Annotated in this window: 14 protein-coding genes and 2 tRNA genes; 15 read left to right on the top strand and 1 reads right to left on the bottom strand. The window is 32.9% G+C overall.

The window, feature by feature from the left end; translation table 11 throughout:
• The first annotated feature begins 7 nt into the window (after nt 1-7).
• From N4A35_08115 to N4A35_08180, 14 genes are all read left to right on the top strand, one after another.
• On the top strand, nt 8-760 hold the full coding sequence (locus N4A35_08115) for a histidinol phosphatase (protein MCT4581366.1): 753 nt from the start codon (nt 8-10) through the stop codon (nt 758-760).
• The gene (locus N4A35_08120) at nt 757-2,604 is read left to right on the top strand and encodes a SpoIIE family protein phosphatase (GenBank protein MCT4581367.1); all 1,848 of its coding nucleotides are present in this window, start codon (nt 757-759) and stop codon (nt 2,602-2,604) included. Before N4A35_08115 ends, N4A35_08120 begins: the two co-directional genes overlap by 4 nt.
• Before the next feature lie 168 nt (nt 2,605-2,772).
• A tRNA-Gly gene (locus N4A35_08125) sits at nt 2,773-2,845 on the top strand.
• 48 nt (nt 2,846-2,893) lie between these two features.
• Nucleotides 2,894-2,977 (top strand) — tRNA-Leu (locus N4A35_08130).
• A 329-nt stretch (nt 2,978-3,306) separates the two neighbouring features.
• Nucleotides 3,307-3,762 carry a phage integrase SAM-like domain and Arm DNA-binding domain-containing protein gene (locus tag N4A35_08135; protein ID MCT4581368.1) on the top strand — a complete coding sequence of 152 codons (456 nt, stop codon included), beginning with the start codon at nt 3,307-3,309 and terminating at the stop codon, nt 3,760-3,762.
• Between the two features lie 90 nt (nt 3,763-3,852).
• Nucleotides 3,853-4,131: a hypothetical protein gene (locus N4A35_08140; protein ID MCT4581369.1), complete on the top strand. Its 279-nt coding sequence runs from the start codon at nt 3,853-3,855 to the stop codon at nt 4,129-4,131.
• Nucleotides 4,132-4,280: 149 nt separating this feature from the next.
• Nucleotides 4,281-6,431, top strand: a complete 2,151-nt coding sequence (locus tag N4A35_08145; protein ID MCT4581370.1) for an ATP-binding protein — start codon at nt 4,281-4,283, stop codon at nt 6,429-6,431.
• Between the two features lie 23 nt (nt 6,432-6,454).
• A complete protein-coding gene (locus tag N4A35_08150) occupies nt 6,455-6,796 on the top strand; it encodes a hypothetical protein (protein MCT4581371.1) in 342 nt (113 codons plus the stop codon).
• Nucleotides 6,797-7,150: 354 nt separating this feature from the next.
• On the top strand, nt 7,151-9,427 hold the full coding sequence (locus N4A35_08155) for an OmpA family protein (protein ID MCT4581372.1): 2,277 nt from the start codon (nt 7,151-7,153) through the stop codon (nt 9,425-9,427).
• Nucleotides 9,420-10,373: a hypothetical protein gene (locus N4A35_08160; GenBank protein ID MCT4581373.1), complete on the top strand. Its 954-nt coding sequence runs from the start codon at nt 9,420-9,422 to the stop codon at nt 10,371-10,373. The genes N4A35_08155 and N4A35_08160 overlap by 8 nt, the downstream gene beginning before the upstream one ends.
• Nucleotides 10,370-14,026 (top strand): ATP-binding protein, encoded by a 3,657-nt coding sequence (locus N4A35_08165; GenBank protein MCT4581374.1) that lies wholly within the window; start codon nt 10,370-10,372, stop codon nt 14,024-14,026. The genes N4A35_08160 and N4A35_08165 overlap by 4 nt, the downstream gene beginning before the upstream one ends.
• Nucleotides 14,027-14,081: 55 nt before the next feature.
• A complete protein-coding gene (locus tag N4A35_08170) occupies nt 14,082-14,774 on the top strand; it encodes a LytTR family DNA-binding domain-containing protein (GenBank protein MCT4581375.1) in 693 nt (230 codons plus the stop codon).
• 6 nt (nt 14,775-14,780) lie between these two features.
• On the top strand, nt 14,781-15,758 hold the full coding sequence (locus N4A35_08175; protein ID MCT4581376.1) for a gliding motility-associated C-terminal domain-containing protein: 978 nt from the start codon (nt 14,781-14,783) through the stop codon (nt 15,756-15,758).
• Between the two features lie 5 nt (nt 15,759-15,763).
• Nucleotides 15,764-16,684: a type IX secretion system membrane protein PorP/SprF gene (locus N4A35_08180; GenBank protein MCT4581377.1), complete on the top strand. Its 921-nt coding sequence runs from the start codon at nt 15,764-15,766 to the stop codon at nt 16,682-16,684.
• 42 nt (nt 16,685-16,726) lie between these two features.
• On the opposite strand, the gene N4A35_08185 is transcribed toward N4A35_08180, so the two are convergent.
• Nucleotides 16,727-18,220 carry a S41 family peptidase gene (locus tag N4A35_08185; protein ID MCT4581378.1) on the bottom strand — a complete coding sequence of 498 codons (1,494 nt, stop codon included), beginning with the start codon at nt 18,218-18,220 and terminating at the stop codon, nt 16,727-16,729.
• A 342-nt stretch (nt 18,221-18,562) separates the two neighbouring features.
• Between N4A35_08185 and N4A35_08190 the strand changes: the two genes are divergently transcribed.
• On the top strand, nt 18,563-19,519 hold a 957-nt coding region (locus N4A35_08190), incomplete at its 3' end, for a hypothetical protein (protein MCT4581379.1).

The following is a 19,519-nucleotide window of genomic DNA, read 5'->3' on the forward strand; positions in this document are numbered from 1 at the left end:
ATTTATCGTGGGGTTTTTTAAGAAAATATTTGGAGGAAAGAAAGATGAATTGAGGGAACCTGCAGATATTTCAGGACTAAAAGTAGATATACATTCCCATTTAATTCCAGGAATCGATGATGGTGCTAAGACAATGGAGGAAACAATAGAATTGTTGAAGTCCTTCCAGGAGTTAGGCTATCAAAAAGTAATCACTACACCACATGTTATGAGTGATTATTATAAAAATACTCCGGAAATTATTCTAAGCGGTTTAAAAAAAGTTCGAGAAGCTAAAATAAAAGCACAATTAACCATTGAGGTAGAAGCTGCTGCTGAATACAATTTAGATGCTGATTTTGAAAGTTTAATTGATCAGGGGAATTTATTAACCTTTGGTGAAAACTATGTTTTATTTGAGTTGCCTTTTTTTCAAGAACCTCCAATGTTGAATGACATTATATGGAAACTGCAAACTCAGGGATATACGCCTGTTCTTGCCCATGTAGAACGTTATGCTTTTTGGTTTGATAACTGGGAAAAGATACAGGAAATAAAAGATAGAGGAGTATTGTTTCAGTTAAATATTAATTCATTAACAGGGCACTATGGTCCTGAGGTAAAAAAAATGGCAGAAAAGTTAATAGATAATAACTACATTAACTTTATTGGTTCAGATTGTCATAATATGAATCACTTTTCATTAACCCAAAAAGCATTAACGTTACCTTATTTCCACAAAATTATTCATGCTGAAAATATATTGAATAAGACACTATGAAAGGGAAGCTTTTATATATAACATTATTATTATTTCAGTTTTCCTTTGCGCAGAACTCCTATATAGAATTGATTCAAGAGGGAGAGGGGGAAGTAAAGATAGGGTTTCATAACTTCTCTAAAGAAAAGCATGAAATCAACAATAGAGGCTTTGAATACGATTTAATGACCTTGTTCTTTGATTATGTAGAACAAAAAAAGGAAGTTAAAATTCATCGTAAATATGTTCATTCCGAAAGTTTTAAAGGCTTGTATCAAGATGTAAAAGATAATAACCTCGATTTTGCTTATTGTTTTTTTAGTATCACTGATGAACGAAAGGAAGAGGTGCATTTTTCACCTCCCTATATGCCCAATATTGAAGTTGTGATCTCTAATAAAAATTTACCGATTGTATCAGACTCAGCTGATTTTAGTAAAAGGTTTAAAGGAGCAACAGCATTGTATATCCCTCAAACAACTTATGAGCACAATGTCAAACAACTCAAAGATGCATTTCCAGGAATCAAAACCGAATCGATTAAATCGAGTACCCAATTGATTCAAAAAATTAATTCAACGAAAAATTACTTTGGCTTTATTGAGTTACAACAATATTTTCAATTTCAAGATGAATTAACCAATGTGTTAAGGCAAAATATCTTTTTAACCAAACGAGAGGGCTACGGGTTTATTTTTCCAATTAGTTCAGATTGGAAACCAATCGTCGACTTATTTTTCTTAGAAAAAAGGGAAGAGATAAGAGAGATTATTAAAAAGCGTTTTGATGGAGAAATGATTCAGTTTATTGATGATATACAATCCTCAAGTTCCAATGATCTTAATTTAATGTTATTAACGAAAGAGCGAGAGATAGAGGAGATGAAAGGCTTAACGACAAAATTGCTTTACGATAATGAAAGGTTAGAAAACTTAAAAAGTGCTGCTGAAAAGAAAGAGTTGAGAAGAAATTTAATGGTAATTATCGCCTTATTTTTAATTATCGTTATCGTTGCTTTTATCGCTTATCGTATAAAGGTTAGGCACAACAAAGAGGTATTGTTGAAAAATGAACAATTAGCCATACAAAAAAACATAGTCGAGAAGAAACATACCGAGATAAAGGATAGTATAAACTATGCAAAAAGAATTCAAAATGCACTACTACAAGGAGAGGAGCATTTGAATCCAATGTTACCGAATCATTTTATTTATTTTCAGCCTAAAGATGTTGTTAGTGGTGACTTTTATTGGGGAAAAACTTTTGATAAACATTATTATTTATCAGTAACTGATTGTACTGGACATGGGGTCCCAGGTGGGTTTATGAGTGTATTAGGGATTGCTATGCTTAATGAAATAACGCGTTCTAAGAAAAATATTTTACCTAGTGATATGTTGAATATCCTTAGAGATAAAATTATCTTAGAATTAGCCCAAGACGCCGATAGGCATTCCAATAAAGATGGAATGAATACAATAGTCTTAAAAATCAACAAAGAAACCCAACACATGCGTTATGCAGGAGCTTATCATTCTATTTTAATCATTAGGGATGGTGCGTTAATCGAATTAAAGACAGATAAAGAACCAATAGGTTTTACTTATATTATGACTCCATTTAATAGTTATGATTTCCAGTTGATGAAAGGAGATTTGGTCTACATATACTCAGATGGCTATGCAGATCAGTTTGGTGGAGAACGAGGTAAAAAGTTTAAATCAAGAAATTTTAAAGACTTATTATTACGTATTCATCAAGAGCCATTAAAAGCACAAAAAGAAATATTGGCACAGACCTTTAACGACTGGAAAAGAAAAGAGGAGCAAGTTGATGATGTTACCGTTCTGGGAATGAAAATATAATCATTTTATTAAGTGCTGATTATCAGTAGTGTAATAAGAAATTAAGTTTTTTTTATAAAAAAAGTCAAAAAAAAGCTTGTAGAAAAGAAAAAACTCCTTATCTTTGCCAACCCAATCAAACGAGATAGGGTTAACAATTAAAAATACAACACTGAATGCTTTTAATAAGCGAAAGTAGCTCAGTTGATAGAGCGCAACCTTGCCAAGGTTGAGGTCGCGGGTTTGAGCCCCGTCTTTCGCTCAGAAAAATACCAATAAGTTCTAATGAACTTTCAGTCGAAAGATTGATGCTCGAGTGGTGGAATTGGTAGACACGCAAGACTTAAAATCTTGTGGGCATTAGCCCGTGCGGGTTCAAGTCCCGCCTCGAGTACAAGTTTGTCTAACAAAGGCAAACGATTGCTAAAAAACCTCAGTATTTACTGGGGTTTTTGCTTTTTATATAAGCCTTGTTAAGCCGTAATTAGACAAAATTCTTTCCCCTATTTATTCCCCCGTGTAAAAAGCAGCCTCTTTTTCTGTTGGTTCTATTGAGGTCGATACATTTTCCCTTGAAATTTGCACTTCTTTAATTTTTTTGAAAAAAGATAAAATCGCTGAAATCCCCATGAATAAAGGGTTGAATGCTTTGAAAATGATGACATGACAACTATCTTCCTGATGAAAAATTAATATCTCGATATAGGGCTTGTAAAGATTAGGATGAAAAACAAGTTTAAAATTAGAACGGTTGTAAGAAAGGATAAGCAAAAAGAAAATGGATTAGTTCCTATTTATTTTTTGGTTGATTTGAATGGTAAGGTAATGAAGTTGTCAACTGGTAATTGGATTAATTTAAAAGATTGGGATGCGAGAAGATGCGAACCGAAAGGGAACTATGCGAATCTAAGAACTAAGTTGAGAAGAGACCTAACTAAAATCGAAGATTTCTACTTAGATAAAATTGGTCGAGATGAGGTTGTGACCGCTGAAATGATTAAGCGTTTCTATAAATGTGGCGATGAGAATGACTTCTTTGCTTATTACGAGCGATTTTTAGAATTGAAAAGAAGAACTGAAAGAGAAAGTACTGTCAAAAGTTATACTGGTACTCTAAATCACTTAAAGAAATTCCGAAGCAATATTTCGATTAATGAAATTGATTTGAATTTTATTTAAGACCTTGATTATTACTATAGAGTTAATGCGAATTTAGCTAATGGTGGAGCGTGGGCAAGACATAAGAATGTAAAATCTGTAATCAATAAATTGGTTAGAGATGGACTGTTAAAAGAATCACCTTATGTTCCAGATAAGTTTGTAGTGAAAAGACCCGAACAAAAAACGGCCTATTTGGATGAAGAGGAAATCGAACGTATTATAAAATTTCGACCTAAATTATCTGATAAGATGAAAGTTAATGCCGACCGTTTTTTATTCTCTTGTTATACTGGTTTTCGATATAGTGATATGGTTTCAGTGAGATGGAGCGATGTTAAATCGAATGGCACGATTACAAAACGAATGGTAAAAACTCGATTGTTTTAATTTCCATTGTTGACTATTTTGGTAGTCTCAAATATAAACAATTAACTCGTTTTATGAAAATATAATTGAACGTAAATTGCTTACGTTCTCTCTTCTTTATTTTGTGTTAAATTTGTAACTATTTGGTAAATTGAACGTACCCTTTTAAGATGGAGTTTAGCGATGAGACATATGTAGAGAATGATGGAGTCCTTTGGAAAGGAGTGTTACGTGAAGTTAAGCGTGCTCGTCTAGCTTTACAACCCGTATATGAGGCATTTACTAATGCTCTTGAAGCGATAAAAATTAGAGAGGAAAATGGAGATGATTTTGCTCCTGAAATAGTTATAACGATACGGTCTACCCAGGCAACGGATAGTTCTAATGTATTTGATAAGTTAACGATTGAAGATAACGGTATAGGCTTTAATAATGAGGAGTTTGAGAGGTTTAACCGATATAAAGATTTTACTAAGGGGTATAAGAATTTAGGGTCTGGTCGTATTCAGTATGCCCATTATTTTGGAAGAACAAATTTTGTAAGTACCTATAAGACTGAAAACGAAACTAGAAAAAGAGAATTTGTTGTATCGAAAGCTGATGATTTTTTGAATAATAACGCAATTGTCTTTCATAAGTCTGATGCTTCTTGTGATGAATGTGATAATGGAACTAGAGTTACGTTTAATGGACTAATTGATAGTACGAGAAGAATTTACCACGATTTGACGGCTGATGAACTAAAGACTAGCTTGCTTGATAGATACTTGCAGTATTTCTGTACGAATAAAACTACTCTTCCTAAGATGTTAATTAAGCACTACGTTTTTGAAGAGTTAAAGGGAGAATGTGAGATTGAAGCATATGATATTCCGAATGTAGATAAGACTGAAAATATTACTTTAAATTATTCACGAATATCTAACGATAGTAGAAGGATTGAGCATACTGAAGAATTTGAGGAGTTTACTATTAACTCTTATAGAATCCCGGCAAGTCGACTTGATGAAAATAGAATTAATCTTACGAGTAAGGATGAGATCGTAGAAAATATAGAATTGAATCTCGACTTGTTGTCGAAAAAAGATAAAGTAGGAGACGACCACTTTATGTTTTTGATTTCGAGCGATTATATTGACGACAGAGATTCCGATGAAAGAGGAATGTTAAAAATTCCTACGTACGAGACATTTAGTAGTAATGAACTTTTTTCGGAGGACGAAATTTTATTGGATGATATTCAGCTTTCAGTGAACGAATCATTAGTACGTATGTATCCTGAAATTAAAGAGATAAAGGAAAAGCACGAATCTGATTTTGAAAGACTAAAAGAAATGTTCCTTTTGGATGATGACGATATTGATTTTAAAATATCTGTCAACGATACCGAGAATAAGATTTTGGAAAAAGTTTATTCTAATGAAGCGAAAAAGGTTGCTGCAATTGATGCGAATATTAAGAATCGAATTGACGGATTAGATAGGCTTGATACCACTTCGGATAATTATCTTGATTTGTTGCAAGAAGAGGTGGAAGAATTGGTTCGAGTTATTCCTTTGCAAAATAAGACGGCATTAACGCATTATGTTGCTCGGAGAAAATTGGTTTTGGAGTTGTTTAATAAGATTTTAGAAAGACAACTTGAGGTGCAAAATGACGGAGGCAGGAATGATGATGAAAAGTTATTGCATAATCTAGTATTCCAGCAATCTACGGTTAATCCTGAGCAAAGTGATTTATGGCTGATAAATGAAGACTTTATCTATTTCGGGGGAACTTCGGAGAGTGAGTTGAAAGATGTTAAAATAAATGGGGATAAAATCTTGAGGGATGATCTGACCGAAGAGGAAACAGAATTTGTTAATTCCCTTAATGAAAATAGACTTGCTAAACGCCCTGATATCTTGTTGTTCCCCGAAGAATCTAAATGTATAATTATCGAGTTTAAAAACCCGAATGTAAATGTCTCTAAGCATCTTGGGCAAATAAATAATTATGCCACCTTGCTTCGTAACTTATGCAAGCCAGAGTTTGAGTTTATAACGTTCTATGGTTATTTGATAGGAGAAAAGATAAACCACCTTGACGTTAAGGCTTACGATGGAGATTTCGTTGAGGCATACCACTATGATTATATGTTTAGAAACCATAAAGGAATCTCGAACTTATTTGTTGAAAAGAAAGGTAGTCTTTATATGGAGGTTATTAAGTATTCTTCCTTGTTGGAGCGTGCGAAAAGAAGGAACGAGATATTTATTGAAAAGCTGACTAAAAAGCTAGAAGTAAACAACGAAGAAGAAATAGAAGGAGATGACTCTTAATATTAATTTGAAAACGAATTTTCATGAAAGGATTAAAAGCTAAATTAAAGAAAGACCTAACGATTGTTCAAGAGGTGGCTGGAAGAGAGCGTAGAGAGGTTATTAATGAGGGGAGTGAAGTAGTTATAGATGGTGATTGTAACTCTAATGAAGACAGAGAAGAATTAAAGGATAAACTAGAGCGTGCTGGTATTTTTGAAGATCTTGAAGATTTTGAATTGGAAGATGCAGACACAACTACCAGTATTAATCGTTTATTCGGTAATGCACAATCTGGAAATTTACCTAAAGTTGCGAACGTGAATAAAATTGAAGAACTTAAAGATGTTGAAGGAATCGGAGGAACTATTATATCTGAGTTTTAACTCCTAATTCCTCCCCTCGAAAATTAGAGATAAAGAAACCTATTGATAATAGTGGGATATAGCTTTTGGGTTATATTTCCGCCTCGTGTACAAAGAAAAGCCGAAGATTTAATCTTCGGCTTTTTTTGTTTAGTACAACACAGTAACAGCTCTATCATCGTATATAGGTTAAACCCCATCTCTCAATACCGTAATCACAAGTTTTAGCTTCTTGTTTTGTTTGTTCAACATGTTAAAACTGTTGTTCAACAAGTTTAACATTTGTTTAGGAAAAAATAACTGATTAAACACTAACTTTCTAGTAGCGTTGATGTGATGGTTAATTCTTTTACGAGTGTTATAATAGGAGTGTTTATGAGTTGTTTTGCTTTGGGACAATACAGCAGGATTGATTATGCCAATTTTTTATATACACAATATAACTACAAAAAGGCAAATAGTGTTTATCAAAAGGTTTATCAGAAGAAAGGTTTGAAAGATACTGATTTAACCAATTACCTTGAATCCTTATATCTCTGCCATCAGTATAAAAAAGTCATTGAGTTGATAGGAAAGAAAGATACTGTAAATTATAGCCAAGGAATCGTATTACTAAAATCATATCAATTTACAAAAGACACCCTAGGCTTTACAGCAACGGTTAGTCGCCTATTAAAACAGTATCCCGATTCAGCAATATTGAAAAATTATCAAAATTCGATGGGGCTGATGACGCAAGAACATTCGAAAGGCTACATTGTTGGTGAACAAGTTCGAAACTTAAAAAAAGGAGCAACATTTCCTTATGCTTATGCTTCTGAATTGATTTATTTTTATCCTAAGCAACCGACAAAGCTTTTTAGGAAATACTACAGTCAAAATAATTTAAGTTATAAAATAAGTAAAAAGCCACCCATGCTGGCAGTAGAAAAGGAGCCTGAAATATGTGGGCCTATTTGGTATAATGATTCCTTACTTTTTTTATCAAACTACTACAAAAATGGACAAAATGGAAAACGACATTTGAAAATTGATTGCTATTATAGAAATAGGCGTAGTATTTTACCTTTTTGTGTTGATTCTGTATCTATCACTCACCCAGCCTTTGATCCTCAAAATAATCGGCTCTATTTTGCCTTAAAAGCAAATAACAGTAATAGTGATATTTATTATTCGGATTACTTGTATGGAAATTGGAGTAAACCTCAAAAATTGAATGATAATATCAATACATCAGGAAATGAAATGTTCCCGTATATACATGGAAACTTTTTATATTTTACTTCAGATGGCTTGCCTGGAATAGGAGGTATGGACCTTTACGAAATTAACATTGCTGAAATAGCGACAAAGCAACCAACAAATTTAGGTCGAAAAATAAATTCACCATTTGATGACTTTAGTATTTGCTTTAGCGATAATTATACAGGTTATTTTTCATCCAACAGGAAAGATTATGCCGATGCTATTTATCGTTTTAAGTTTGATACAACCGCTAAGATTAACCACTGTATCAATCAATGTGAAAACACATCTTGTATTAGTTTATCTCACGAATATAGTGAAGATAAGTATTTAACTACAAAGTGGATCGTTGGTAATGGAGATACGTTGTTAGGACAAAAAATAGATTATTGCTACAGCGAAAAAGGAACATATAATTGTGAACTGTTAGTTTATGATACATTGGATACTGAATTACTAATGTTTCAAGAGTTTTTTACCGTAACAATTGAAGAAAATTTAAAACCTGCTCCTGGAATAAATATCAAGATAGAAGGGCAAGTAGGGGAGTCCATTAAATTTTTAATTGATTCAACTCATAAAGCGTCCGTTTTTGCACAAGAATGGAATTTTGGAGATGGTTTCACATCAAATAAAAAAGCAGCTCATCATGTGTATCAAGCGCCAGGTGTATACCAAGTGAGTTGTCGAGTGTTTTATCACGATACTAGTGGCTTAGAATGTTGTAAAACTCAATCCACCTCTTACATAAACATCAAAGATACCGTTGCCAATAACAGTAATAAAGGTGCTTTTCAGTTTGCTGGAGACGAATATTATGTTTCAATCTATACACTTGCTAATACTGAGGTAAATTACCAAGATTATCAATTAACTATTTTAAATGAAAATAATCGGAAAGAAAATAGACTACCCTTGGCAAAAAAAATAGAAAAAATTCAACTTAATAAAGAACATAATTATAAAATGGCTGTAGTTCATCGGCATACAAAAGACACCCTTTCGTTCGATAGAATTCAACATGATGGAAAACAAGAGCACGAATTTGAGGATGAGGTTTCAATTCTTTTATACAACCTGGATACTGTTTTTTTTAAGCCCAATTCTTTTCGTTTAACCAATATTGAAAAAAAGAAATTGGATGTGATCATAGATTACCTTAAATTATACCCTACTTACCAATTAAGAATAGAGGGCTATACAGATGCTGTAGGTGGAGAGCTATATAATTTAAACTTATCAAAGAGACGGGTAAATGCCGTTAAAGCGTATTTAATAAATAATGCGATCGAAAATAGTAGAGTGGCAATACATGCTTTTGGTGAGCAAAAAATAGGAGCTAACGAAGAAATTTTGGCGCAAGGTAAGAATAGAAGAGTTGAATTAATTATAGAGAAAAATGAGTAAATTACGTTTAACAATATTGTTTTTAATAGGGAGTATCTACCTTTTTGCTCAACGAATTCCTACAGAAGATAGTAATATCGATTACATTGTTACTTATAGTGAAGATGCACATCAAGCTTATGGAGACGATGATCACGTTCAGATCTTCTTTATTACAGTTCCTATGAGCTATAGAGAGAAGTTTTATTTAAGGATATATAGTCCTGGAGCAAATAGTTCTATAGATGTTAAAAATGGTGATTATAATAGTGTTTTTGAATATAAAATTTATGGAGGAGATTCCGTTTTAAATGAGGCAGCTAAACATCATAACCCTATAGCGGGGTATAATAAAGGAGTGCTGTTGGATGAAGAGATATTTGGCCCTAATGCTGATACAACTTGGGTTTCAATGGGACCATTTAATCCTAAAGATGGAGGAGTGTTTATTACCCCATCAGGAGGGAAGCAACGAATTTTTAAGTTGATCTGTAAAGGACTAAGAGGAAATGATGGGAATTTATATCGGTTATATGTTAGCGCTTTAAGAGATCAAAATATAGCGATTACTGGAGGAAATTCTTTTACCTATGAATATTCATTTAGAATGGCAACAGGAAAAGAAGAAGAGTGTTATGTATTTCCTTTTATAGATAATTATACTAAAGCGATTAAGCAATATAATTTTGATTATGATGGAGATGGAAGTATTCGATTATACACAATAGAAAAAAAGGGATTGTTATTATCAACTTCGGGAGATGGAGAATGGGCCGAAAATACCATTTATATTTCTCAAAATGAGCGGAATAAAACAGGTGAAATTATGTTTAAAAATAAAGGGAACTGGCATAATGATGTGACATTTTATCTATTGAATCAATATGATGAATCGATGCCTTTTTATACTATCCCTATAGGAAATAGACCTGTGAAGAGTAATAAAATAATCATCAACCATAAATGAGAAGAGTACTTAGTATATTGTATTTGATGTTGGTTTCCAACTTGCTTATAGGACAAACAGTCTATAAGAAGAAACAGTATACGCGTATAGATGGTTTAGCTTCTGAGTTTATCTATGATATTTCAATAGGCCCTAGAGGAAAATTGTGGGTAGCAACAGATGAAGGCATTTCTGTCTTTAATGGTGAATATTTTAGGAATTACACCACCCAAAATAGTGGCTTAAGAGATGATTACATCAAGCAATTGGTTGTTAGCGATACAAGTATATACGTTTTATATGCCAATAATGAAGTCTCCAAACACCTTTTGAATGATAGTTTAACAACATTTGAGTACCCAAGTAAGGTAAGCGTAGAATATGTTAATGTAGTAAAGCATAACCCCAATAACTATAAGTTGCCGCTTACAAAAAAAGCTGAATTATTAACTTACTTAGATTTAATTGATAAAGAAGTGAGGGTTTGGTTTACCGATAGAGAAGCATCTTATTGGATAGGGACTAAAGGAAGCGGCTTGATTCATATACAGGATGAAGGAATAAGGGTAATAGATACCGCCTATAATGGAGGAAACATCATTCAATTTCAGCGTAATTGTCTATATGCCAACAATGGCCAACTCTCCTTATTAGGAGAAGAGCAGTTAGTGTCGCTAACTCCTCAACCTCTTAGTGACGCTGTAATAGGGGTGTATACGCATGAATACGATACTGTTATTGTCGGAAATAAAGGAATATATGATTGGAAAAGTTTTAATTTATCAATTCCGATACATGATATTACAACAGCAACAAGGTATGGGGATACTTTAGTCGTGGGAACCTTGAATAGAGGAGTATTTTATATTTTGAATGATTCGATCATAAAAAAATATGGCCTTTCTGATGGAATAGCTCATCCTAAAATTAACGATTTAATAGTGCATGATAATAGTTTATGGGTGGCAACGGCTTCGGGGATCTCACTAATAGAAAAAGGGGAGGTAAAAATAATAGAAAATACAGAAGTATATGATTGGAAAAAAATAATTAGGGTTAAAGACAATTTATATGCTTTTACCTTACAAGGAGGAGGATTTAAAATTGGAGCAAAAGAATGCTTATTCACATTAGATTATGAAAATCAAGTTTATGAAGGTGTTTATGCTTATCAAGGGAATTGTGTTATTGTTTTTACACAAGGTATTTATTATTGGGATTTGAAGTCAATAAGGAAAATGAATATCCCCTATGATCAAGGTTATGAAGCGCTATTTGTCTGTGGAGACAGTTTGTTTGTTAGTCATGATAAACAGTTGTTTAAGGTGGCTTTACAAGAAAAAAAATGTCGACCAAAAGTAGAAGTTATTTCTACTAAAATAAATGGGAAAAAACAGCCCAATACCAATAAAGCGTATCAATTAAAATTTGGGAAGTATGACATTCAATTGGAGTTATCTCCAATATTACTAGATATCGATAAAAAAATGGTTTATTCATATCGAATTAATGATGGAGATTGGACGTCTTTAAGTGAATCTAAAACCATAGTGCTTGCCGGAGTGAGTCAATCCTTTAGTCTAGAAATTTATGCAGCAGTTCAAGGACATGAAGCGATTCAATCAGAACGAATTCTTAAGACATTCAATATAGATGTTCCTTTTTGGAAAAAGCCTATAAATAGACTTATAGTGGGGGGGCTCTTCATTGTGCTGATTGTATTTGTTTTTACAATTAGAAACAGAGCAATTCAAGCTAGAAATAAAGAGTTGTCCCGTCTAGTAAAGGAAAAAACAGCAAAAATAGAAGCAGACCAACAAGTAATAGTCAAAAAGAATCAGGAATTATCTGTGTTAAAAAGAGCAATTGACGATACTTCAAACCCTTTAGTTGTTTTTAATGAAAGAGGGAATTGTATTTACCACAATCATGCTTTTGAAAAAAGTTTTACTATATCGAGAGAGCTGTCTATTCCTCAGTTTTTTGATCTTGAAAAAAAAATGTTTGAAAAATCACTAGAAGAAGAGACCTATACTTGCGAACGTATGGTCATTTCAAAGCAAGGTCAAGCAGAATATTTTTTATTAACGATCACCAAGCTAGAAAAAGCTAATCAATATTTAGAGTTGTATATTTTGGTAGCACAAAGTATTAACGAAAGAAAAGAAATAGAAAATTCTCTATTGTTGGCTCGAGATAATGCTATAAAATCTCAAAAGGCTAAGGAGATAACATTGAGTACAATCAATCATGAAATTAGAAATCCTGTTAATGCAATTGTTGGAGCATCACAGCTCTTATCCAATGAACTAGGTCTGAATGAACAACAAAAAGACCTAACAACAATGCTTAAAAATTCAGCGCATAGTCTTTTGAATTTAGTGAATAACGGTTTGTTTTTAGGGAAACAAGAAGCAGGGTTGATTACATTTGATAACCAGCCTTTTTCAGTTTTAAAAACGATAGAAGACACCGTGTCGATGTTGAACTATCAAGCGAGGAATAAAGAAAATATACTCCAAGTAAACTACCTTTTAAAACACGATTGTTATACTGGCGATCCTTTGAGGTTAAAACAAGTTTTGTTAAACTTAATGAGTAACGCAATCAAATTTACAATAAAGGGAAAAATAGTCTTAAAAGTAGAAGAAATAAAAGGCTCATTAATGTTTTCAATCCAAGATAATGGGGTAGGAATAAAAGAAGAGCATTTACCTCAGTTGTTTAAACAATATACACAATTTGAAGATGGGCATCATGTAAAAAGTGAAGGGACAGGTTTAGGAATGTTTATTTGTAAATCAATTATAGAAGAACAAGGAGGGCAGATTCAGGCTGATTCAAAATATGGAGAAGGTACAACAATAACCTTTTCACTCCCTTACATTAAGACAAATGAAGAAAAGTTACCTCAAGAACAAATACAGTCAAAGTCTAAGGACTGTTTAGCACATCTATCGGTTTTAGTTGTAGAAGATGATTTGTTTAATCAGTTGTATTTAAGTCGCCTACTAAAGGAACATAAGATTCAACTGAAACTTTGCACCAATATTGAAGCAGCAATGCAGCAAATAAAACAAGAAAATTTTGACATTGTTTTAACAGATATGGAGTTGCCTGATGGTACAGGTGTTGATGTAGCTCAACAAATGAAAGAAAAAGGTTATAAGGTGCCCATTATTGTAATAACAGCATGTGAATATAATCAGGTAAAAGACGGGTTAACAGCTCATTTATTTCAGGGATATATACAAAAACCTTTCCTCCCTCAATCGTTACTAAAAGCGATTCAAAAGGTGCTCGATGGAAAAGAAAAAAAATGCGAAGAAAATAAAATAATTGATCGAGCAAAAATAGAAAGGATAATAGGACATGATAGCGCGTTGTTTAAGATGTTAGCTGAAAGCTTTTATAATGACTTTCCTAATGTTTTACAGTGTTTAAATCGTTTTGTAAATGATGGTGATGTACAAAGTTTTAGGAGAAAAAGCCATGTGTTGAAATCAACAATGGGGTATTTTGCTTTGGAAAAGCAAATGAAAATATTAGACGAAATATTAGGGGACTTAAAAAAGAAGAATAAAGAAATAGCAAAGGAGAAATTGGTTATATTTGAGAGAGAGATGGGGACTGTGATGACAGAAATAGAAGAGAATATAACAAAAGAAGAATAGAGGGTGTACATTTTTTCTAAAGCACTTCAAATGAATTTGAAAAAAAAATTATTAAATGATAAAGACAGTTATAATAGATGACGATGAAGTGACACACAAAGTGATTAAAAACTATATAGAACGATTAGATGACGTAGAGGTAATTGGGAGTTTTTATGACGGAGTTGAGGCCATTTCATTTTTGAATGAGAAAGAGGTAGATCTTCTATTTCTGGATGTAGAAATGCCTGAAATGACAGGCTTTTCTTTTTTAGATGCCGTTCGGTTTAAGGGCAGTGTAATTATCGTTTCCTCAGAACAAACTTATGCCCTCAAGGCATTTGGTTATAATGTCTTGGATTTTTTACATAAGCCTATTTTAATTGAACGATTTTATCAGGCTATAAATCGGTTTAAAGATCAGAAAATAGAACGTTCTCAAGAGGTTTCTACAATGAATGATATCATTTTTGTTAGGGTAAATAGGCAACTGAGAAGAATAGATTGTAAAGATATTATTAGCATTACAGCTAACGGTGATTATTTAAAGATATTATTAAGAAATGACGAACGTCTACATGTCTATGGAACACTGATTAATTTTCAAAAAATAATTACAGATTTCTTAGTTAGAATACATCGGAAACATATTGTAAATATTAGTGAAATTCAAGAAATAACAGATTCAGGGTGCCATATAAAAGGTGTATATTATCCTATTGGAAGGACCTATATTCAAGAGCTGAAATCCAAATTAAATATTTTTTAGTAGGATATGAGACATTACATCGTCATCATAGTATTGATTACTTGGAGTATAGGAAAGCTTTATGCTCAACAAAATCTGATTTTGAATAACGATGTTTATCTGGTTGTTAATGAAGGAGAAGTTGTTCTTGAGAATTCCAGTTCAAATGCGCTGAGATCATCTGGTACAGGAGGAAATATTATTTCTGAAAGCCAAAATGGGATCATCAATTGGAAAGTAGGAGAAGATACAGGAAGATATGTAGTTCCTTTTGCAACAACAAATTGGATTAAAATTCCATTAGAAATTTTAATAGAGAAAGCTGGAACTGGAGGAGATGGGTTAAAGATTGCAACCTATCAAACAGACGAAGAGAACCAGCCGTTACCGCTAGGAGTAACTCCCCTCATTAATTGTAAAGAAGAAGATCATTCATTGGCTGTTGTGGATCGGTTTTGGAATATTGAAGCTACTAACTATAATGAAAAGCCCCAGGTTAAATTGAGTTTAGCTTATGAAGACAGTGAATTAGGAGGAGAGAATTCAATTGTGGAGGAAAATTTAACAGCAATGTCTTATAACCCAATTATTCAAAAGTGGGAAAATGTTGGAGGTGTAACTAATGAAAGCAATAATGCAGTGAATCAAATATCTGTAAATCCCGCTACTTTTAATTCCATTTGGTTATTGGCGGATTCTTCCTCTTTTTTCCCCGAGCTGTGTGTTGATGGGTTAATCATTCCAGAAGCTTTTACTCCCAATGGAGATGCAATTAATGAGACATTTCAGATTTTAGGGTTGCAACACTATAAACAACACAATATTGCTATTTATAATAGATGGGGTAGTTTGATTTTTTATACTGAAGATTACGACGGTTTGTGGGAAGGAACGAATCAAGATGGGCAGTTGTTGCCAGCTGGACTTTATTTTTATGTGATAAACCTAACACTTAACAACGAAACTGAAGAAACCCAAAAAGGAACGGTTTTTATCCAATATTAGAGAGTATGAAGCAAGTGGGGATACTATTAGCAGTGTTTTTATGGATGGGAGCTATTATAGCTCAACAAATCCCCCTGTTCTCTAATTATAATGCGAGCTTATTAACCGTCAATCCAGCTTATGCAGGAAGTAAAGAAAAGACAGTGTTTAGTCTCGTTAATCGGAATCAATGGATTGGTTTTAAAGGAGCTCCTACTACTCAGGCGCTAAATATACATACTCCTATTTTATATCGAAACATGGGGGTAGGATTAGCATTATTAAAAGATAAGATTGGTCCGTTATCAAATACATCCATTCATTTGAACTTTGCCTATCAAATAAAACTTTCGAAGTCGAGTTACATAGCAATGGGAATAAGAGGGGGAGGAGATTTTATGGCAGGAAGTTTCAATCAATTAAAAACAATAGAAAGTGAAGATCCCCTGTTATTGAATACATCAATAGCTATTTTTTCTCCTAATTTTGGCGTAGGAGCATATTATAAATGTCAAAAAGCCTTTATCGGTTTTTCAGTACCGTATTTAATTAAACATCAATATAGCCCTAGTAGTAGTGCTATATTGTATAGTTTAAAACAGCATTTCTATCTAACAGCAGGGATGAATGAGAAGTTAAAGATGAAAATGCAGTATATTCCTTCTCTTATCGTAAAGTATACTCAAGCAGCCCCAATACAATTAGAATTGACCAATATATTAAAAGTTAAAAACAAGTATGAAATAGGATTAGCTTATCGATTAACAGATGCCTATATTGCATTGTTAGGAATCCAAATAACGAATAAAGTAAAACTAGGGTATTCTTTTGATTGGTCCTTTGCCAATAGAACATTCAAAAATAACCAAGGGTCGCATGAAGTGTATTTGAGATATAGTCCCTCACTCACCAAAAAAATAGAAGAAGTAACACCAAGATATTTGTAGATATTATCATAAAAATTTTAAAATTTAGAAATAAACTTAGTATTAGCTCTTAATCATTTCAATGAGTTTTTGAAGTTGATAATCCGATTTCCATAGAATTTGGTTTAAATCTCGATCAATTCGTATATCAGGTTGGGTTCCATAGCCATCAAATAATTGTCCGTTTTTTTGAAAAGAAACCATTGTACTTATTTTTCCTCTAAGTTTGGTGTGAGGCAGTTCAAACCTTACACTATTTCCGCTTGAACCGTCTGTGTTTATTCCAACTATTTTAATGTTAGGGAGTCCTTTGAATAAAGCAACTAAAACAGATGCAGCACTAAAACTTCTTTCATTTGCTAAAATGTACACTGGCTTATTATAATAAAATTTATTTTTAGATAACTTTTTCCCATTAAAAAGAGCATAATGGAATTGGCTAAATTTTTTATCATCTAAGTCAAACATTGGCCTAAACCCAATGTTAAATTTTTTTACAGCTATTTTTTCTCTAGGTTCTAATTCGTCTATGGAGAATAAAAACCTACTATGTAAATTTTCTTTTAGGTCTTGATGAAGCGGTGTTTTGCCCCTTTGTCTTACAGCATTAACAATATAAACAGAGTCAGGATGGATAACGTAGCCTGCTATTTCATAAATTAAATCTCTAACACCTCCTCCATTGCTTCTTACATCTATAATTAATGCCTTACTTTCTTTTTGGATGTTGTTCATAAATTCGTTGAAGAACATAAATAATTTTGGAGCTGTGTTTTTACCTACCATTTTAGGTATTCTAAAATAGGCTATACTGTCCTTGAGGTTAAATAATTGTTGAATGATTTTTTCTTGGTTGAAATGCTCTTTATCAAGGTGGAAAAAGTCTCGGTAGAATTCTTCATCCCATTTGTTTATTCTTTCTGTTTTTTTTACGGGGCGTAATAAAATGGTAGTGTCTTTAGAATTTTCAAAATTTGACAAAGTAACTTTGATTTGTTGTGGGAGCTGTTTTCCTAAAAAGGAATATATTTTATCAATGTCCCTTAATGCTCTGGTAGCTCTTGTAAAGTAAGCTTCTTTGGGAGCCGATAATTCTTCGGGTATCAGTTTTTTTAATAAATCATCAATCAAAATATTGTCAACAGTTTTTAATACAGGAAATGACTGGTTAAATAGCTTGTATTGTTCCTTTTTATTATCATAGTTCAATACGATAATTTTTTTCTGGAGAGGGGCAAATGCTATTGGGAAAAATAAATCATTGGAGAGTTTAAAGCCTCTAATGTTGGCATGCCTATCTCCAATTTTTCCAATTACTTTTGTTAAAAATATTCCAAACTCTTCTTTGGTTTTTGGTTTATTGCTCTTTAAAAAAAAATTAAACTCCTCTTTGTAGTTAAAACCGTTAAGTCCAGAGTAGGATGAGTTTTTCTCAATAAAATGATCTAAAAAATCTAAATCAGCTTTTAGGTCTTTTATTGGAATTTCATTTAAATCTTGTTGATTTTGGAAAGAAAAAAGTAGTATTAAGGGGAAGATCAAGTGTATTTTTTTCATTTTAGTTTTCAATTTGAAGTAGGTGTTAAGTTAATTAAATATAATGTAAAATATTGACATTGAGTGTTTTGATAGGGGTTTTGAGAGGGCGATTTGGACGTAAGTGATAAAAAAAAACTTAGCTATCAGTAATTAAATGTTCCATACTGTAGTTCACCTTGCTTGATTTTTGTTTCAACGAAAAAGCTCAACAAGCATCGTTCTTTCTTGTTATGTTTGACATAACGTAATAAGTTGTTGTGCTTCGATTTAATTTTGCCAGAATTATAGGAATAGTGTACCAACATCGTTATAGCTGTTTGCTTAGATTAAGCGAATGTTATAGTGATTAAATTACGGAGTATGATAAATAAAAAAAATAATGCAAAAACTCTTTGGGTTGGAGTGTTGTTGTTGGGGATGGGAGGTTTAGCTACAGCTCAAAACATAGGGATTAACGCAACAGGTGTTGTTCCTGATGCCTCAGCCTTATTAGATGTTAGTTCTTCCGATAAAGGGGTCTTGATTCCTCGAGTTTTATTAACGGGAACAGCGGATGTCGCAACAATTCCTTCACCTGCCACTAGTTTATTGGTTTATAATACCGCTACAGTAGCAGATGTCACACCTGGCTTTTATTATTTTAATGGAACGAATTGGGAGCGTATTATATCTGGATTGGTAACAGGAACCGATGACCAAAACATAAGTGGAAGTAACCTTAATGGCACAGCTTTAACCATAGGTATAGAAAATGGAACTAGCGAAACAATTGATTTATCGAGTTTAAAAGATGGGGCAGGAACCGATGACCAAAATATAAGCGGAAGTGGCCTCGATGGCACGACCTTAACCATCGGTATAGAAAACGGGAATAATGAGACTGTTGATTTATCCAGTTTAAGAGATGGAACGGGAACGGATGACCAAAATATCAGTGGGAGTGGCCTCAATGGAACAACCTTAACCATTGGTATAGAAAATGGGAACAATGAAACCGTTGATCTATCCAGTTTAAGAGATGGATCGGGAACAGATGATCAGAATATTAGTGGGAGTGGCCTCAATGGAACAACCTTAACCATTGGCATAGAAAACGGGAACAATGAAACCGTTGATCTATCTAGTTTAAGAGATGGGACAGGAACAGATAACCAAACCTTAAATCTAACAGGGAATACGCTAAGTATAGTTCGAGGAAATAGTATCACCTTAACCGATAATGTGAATGATGCAGATGCAGATTCAACCAATGAAATACAAAGGTTAAGTATCACAGGAAATGTAATTTCATTATCAGATGGAGGATCAAGTGTAACC

This window comes from Flavobacteriales bacterium, assembly GCA_025210295.1.
Classification (GTDB): domain Bacteria; phylum Bacteroidota; class Bacteroidia; order Flavobacteriales_D; family Parvicellaceae; genus S010-51.

What these genes read in the sequence shown, in the direction of transcription:
- N4A35_08180 (MCT4581377.1), top strand. Translation starts at nt 15,764, where the DNA reads ATGAAGCAAGTGGGGATACTATTAGCAGTGTTTTTATGGATGGGAGCT.
- N4A35_08185 (MCT4581378.1), bottom strand. Translation starts at nt 18,220, where the DNA reads ATGAAAAAAATACACTTGATCTTCCCCTTAATACTACTTTTTTCTTTC.
- N4A35_08175 (MCT4581376.1), top strand. Translation starts at nt 14,781, where the DNA reads ATGAGACATTACATCGTCATCATAGTATTGATTACTTGGAGTATAGGA.
- N4A35_08150 (MCT4581371.1), top strand. Translation starts at nt 6,455, where the DNA reads ATGAAAGGATTAAAAGCTAAATTAAAGAAAGACCTAACGATTGTTCAA.
- N4A35_08160 (MCT4581373.1), top strand. Translation starts at nt 9,420, where the DNA reads ATGAGTAAATTACGTTTAACAATATTGTTTTTAATAGGGAGTATCTAC.
- N4A35_08165 (MCT4581374.1), top strand. Translation starts at nt 10,370, where the DNA reads ATGAGAAGAGTACTTAGTATATTGTATTTGATGTTGGTTTCCAACTTG.
- N4A35_08155 (MCT4581372.1), top strand. Translation starts at nt 7,151, where the DNA reads ATGAGTTGTTTTGCTTTGGGACAATACAGCAGGATTGATTATGCCAAT.
- N4A35_08145 (MCT4581370.1), top strand. Translation starts at nt 4,281, where the DNA reads ATGGAGTTTAGCGATGAGACATATGTAGAGAATGATGGAGTCCTTTGG.
- N4A35_08170 (MCT4581375.1), top strand. Translation starts at nt 14,082, where the DNA reads ATGATAAAGACAGTTATAATAGATGACGATGAAGTGACACACAAAGTG.
- N4A35_08135 (MCT4581368.1), top strand. Translation starts at nt 3,307, where the DNA reads ATGAAAAACAAGTTTAAAATTAGAACGGTTGTAAGAAAGGATAAGCAA.
- N4A35_08120 (MCT4581367.1), top strand. Translation starts at nt 757, where the DNA reads ATGAAAGGGAAGCTTTTATATATAACATTATTATTATTTCAGTTTTCC.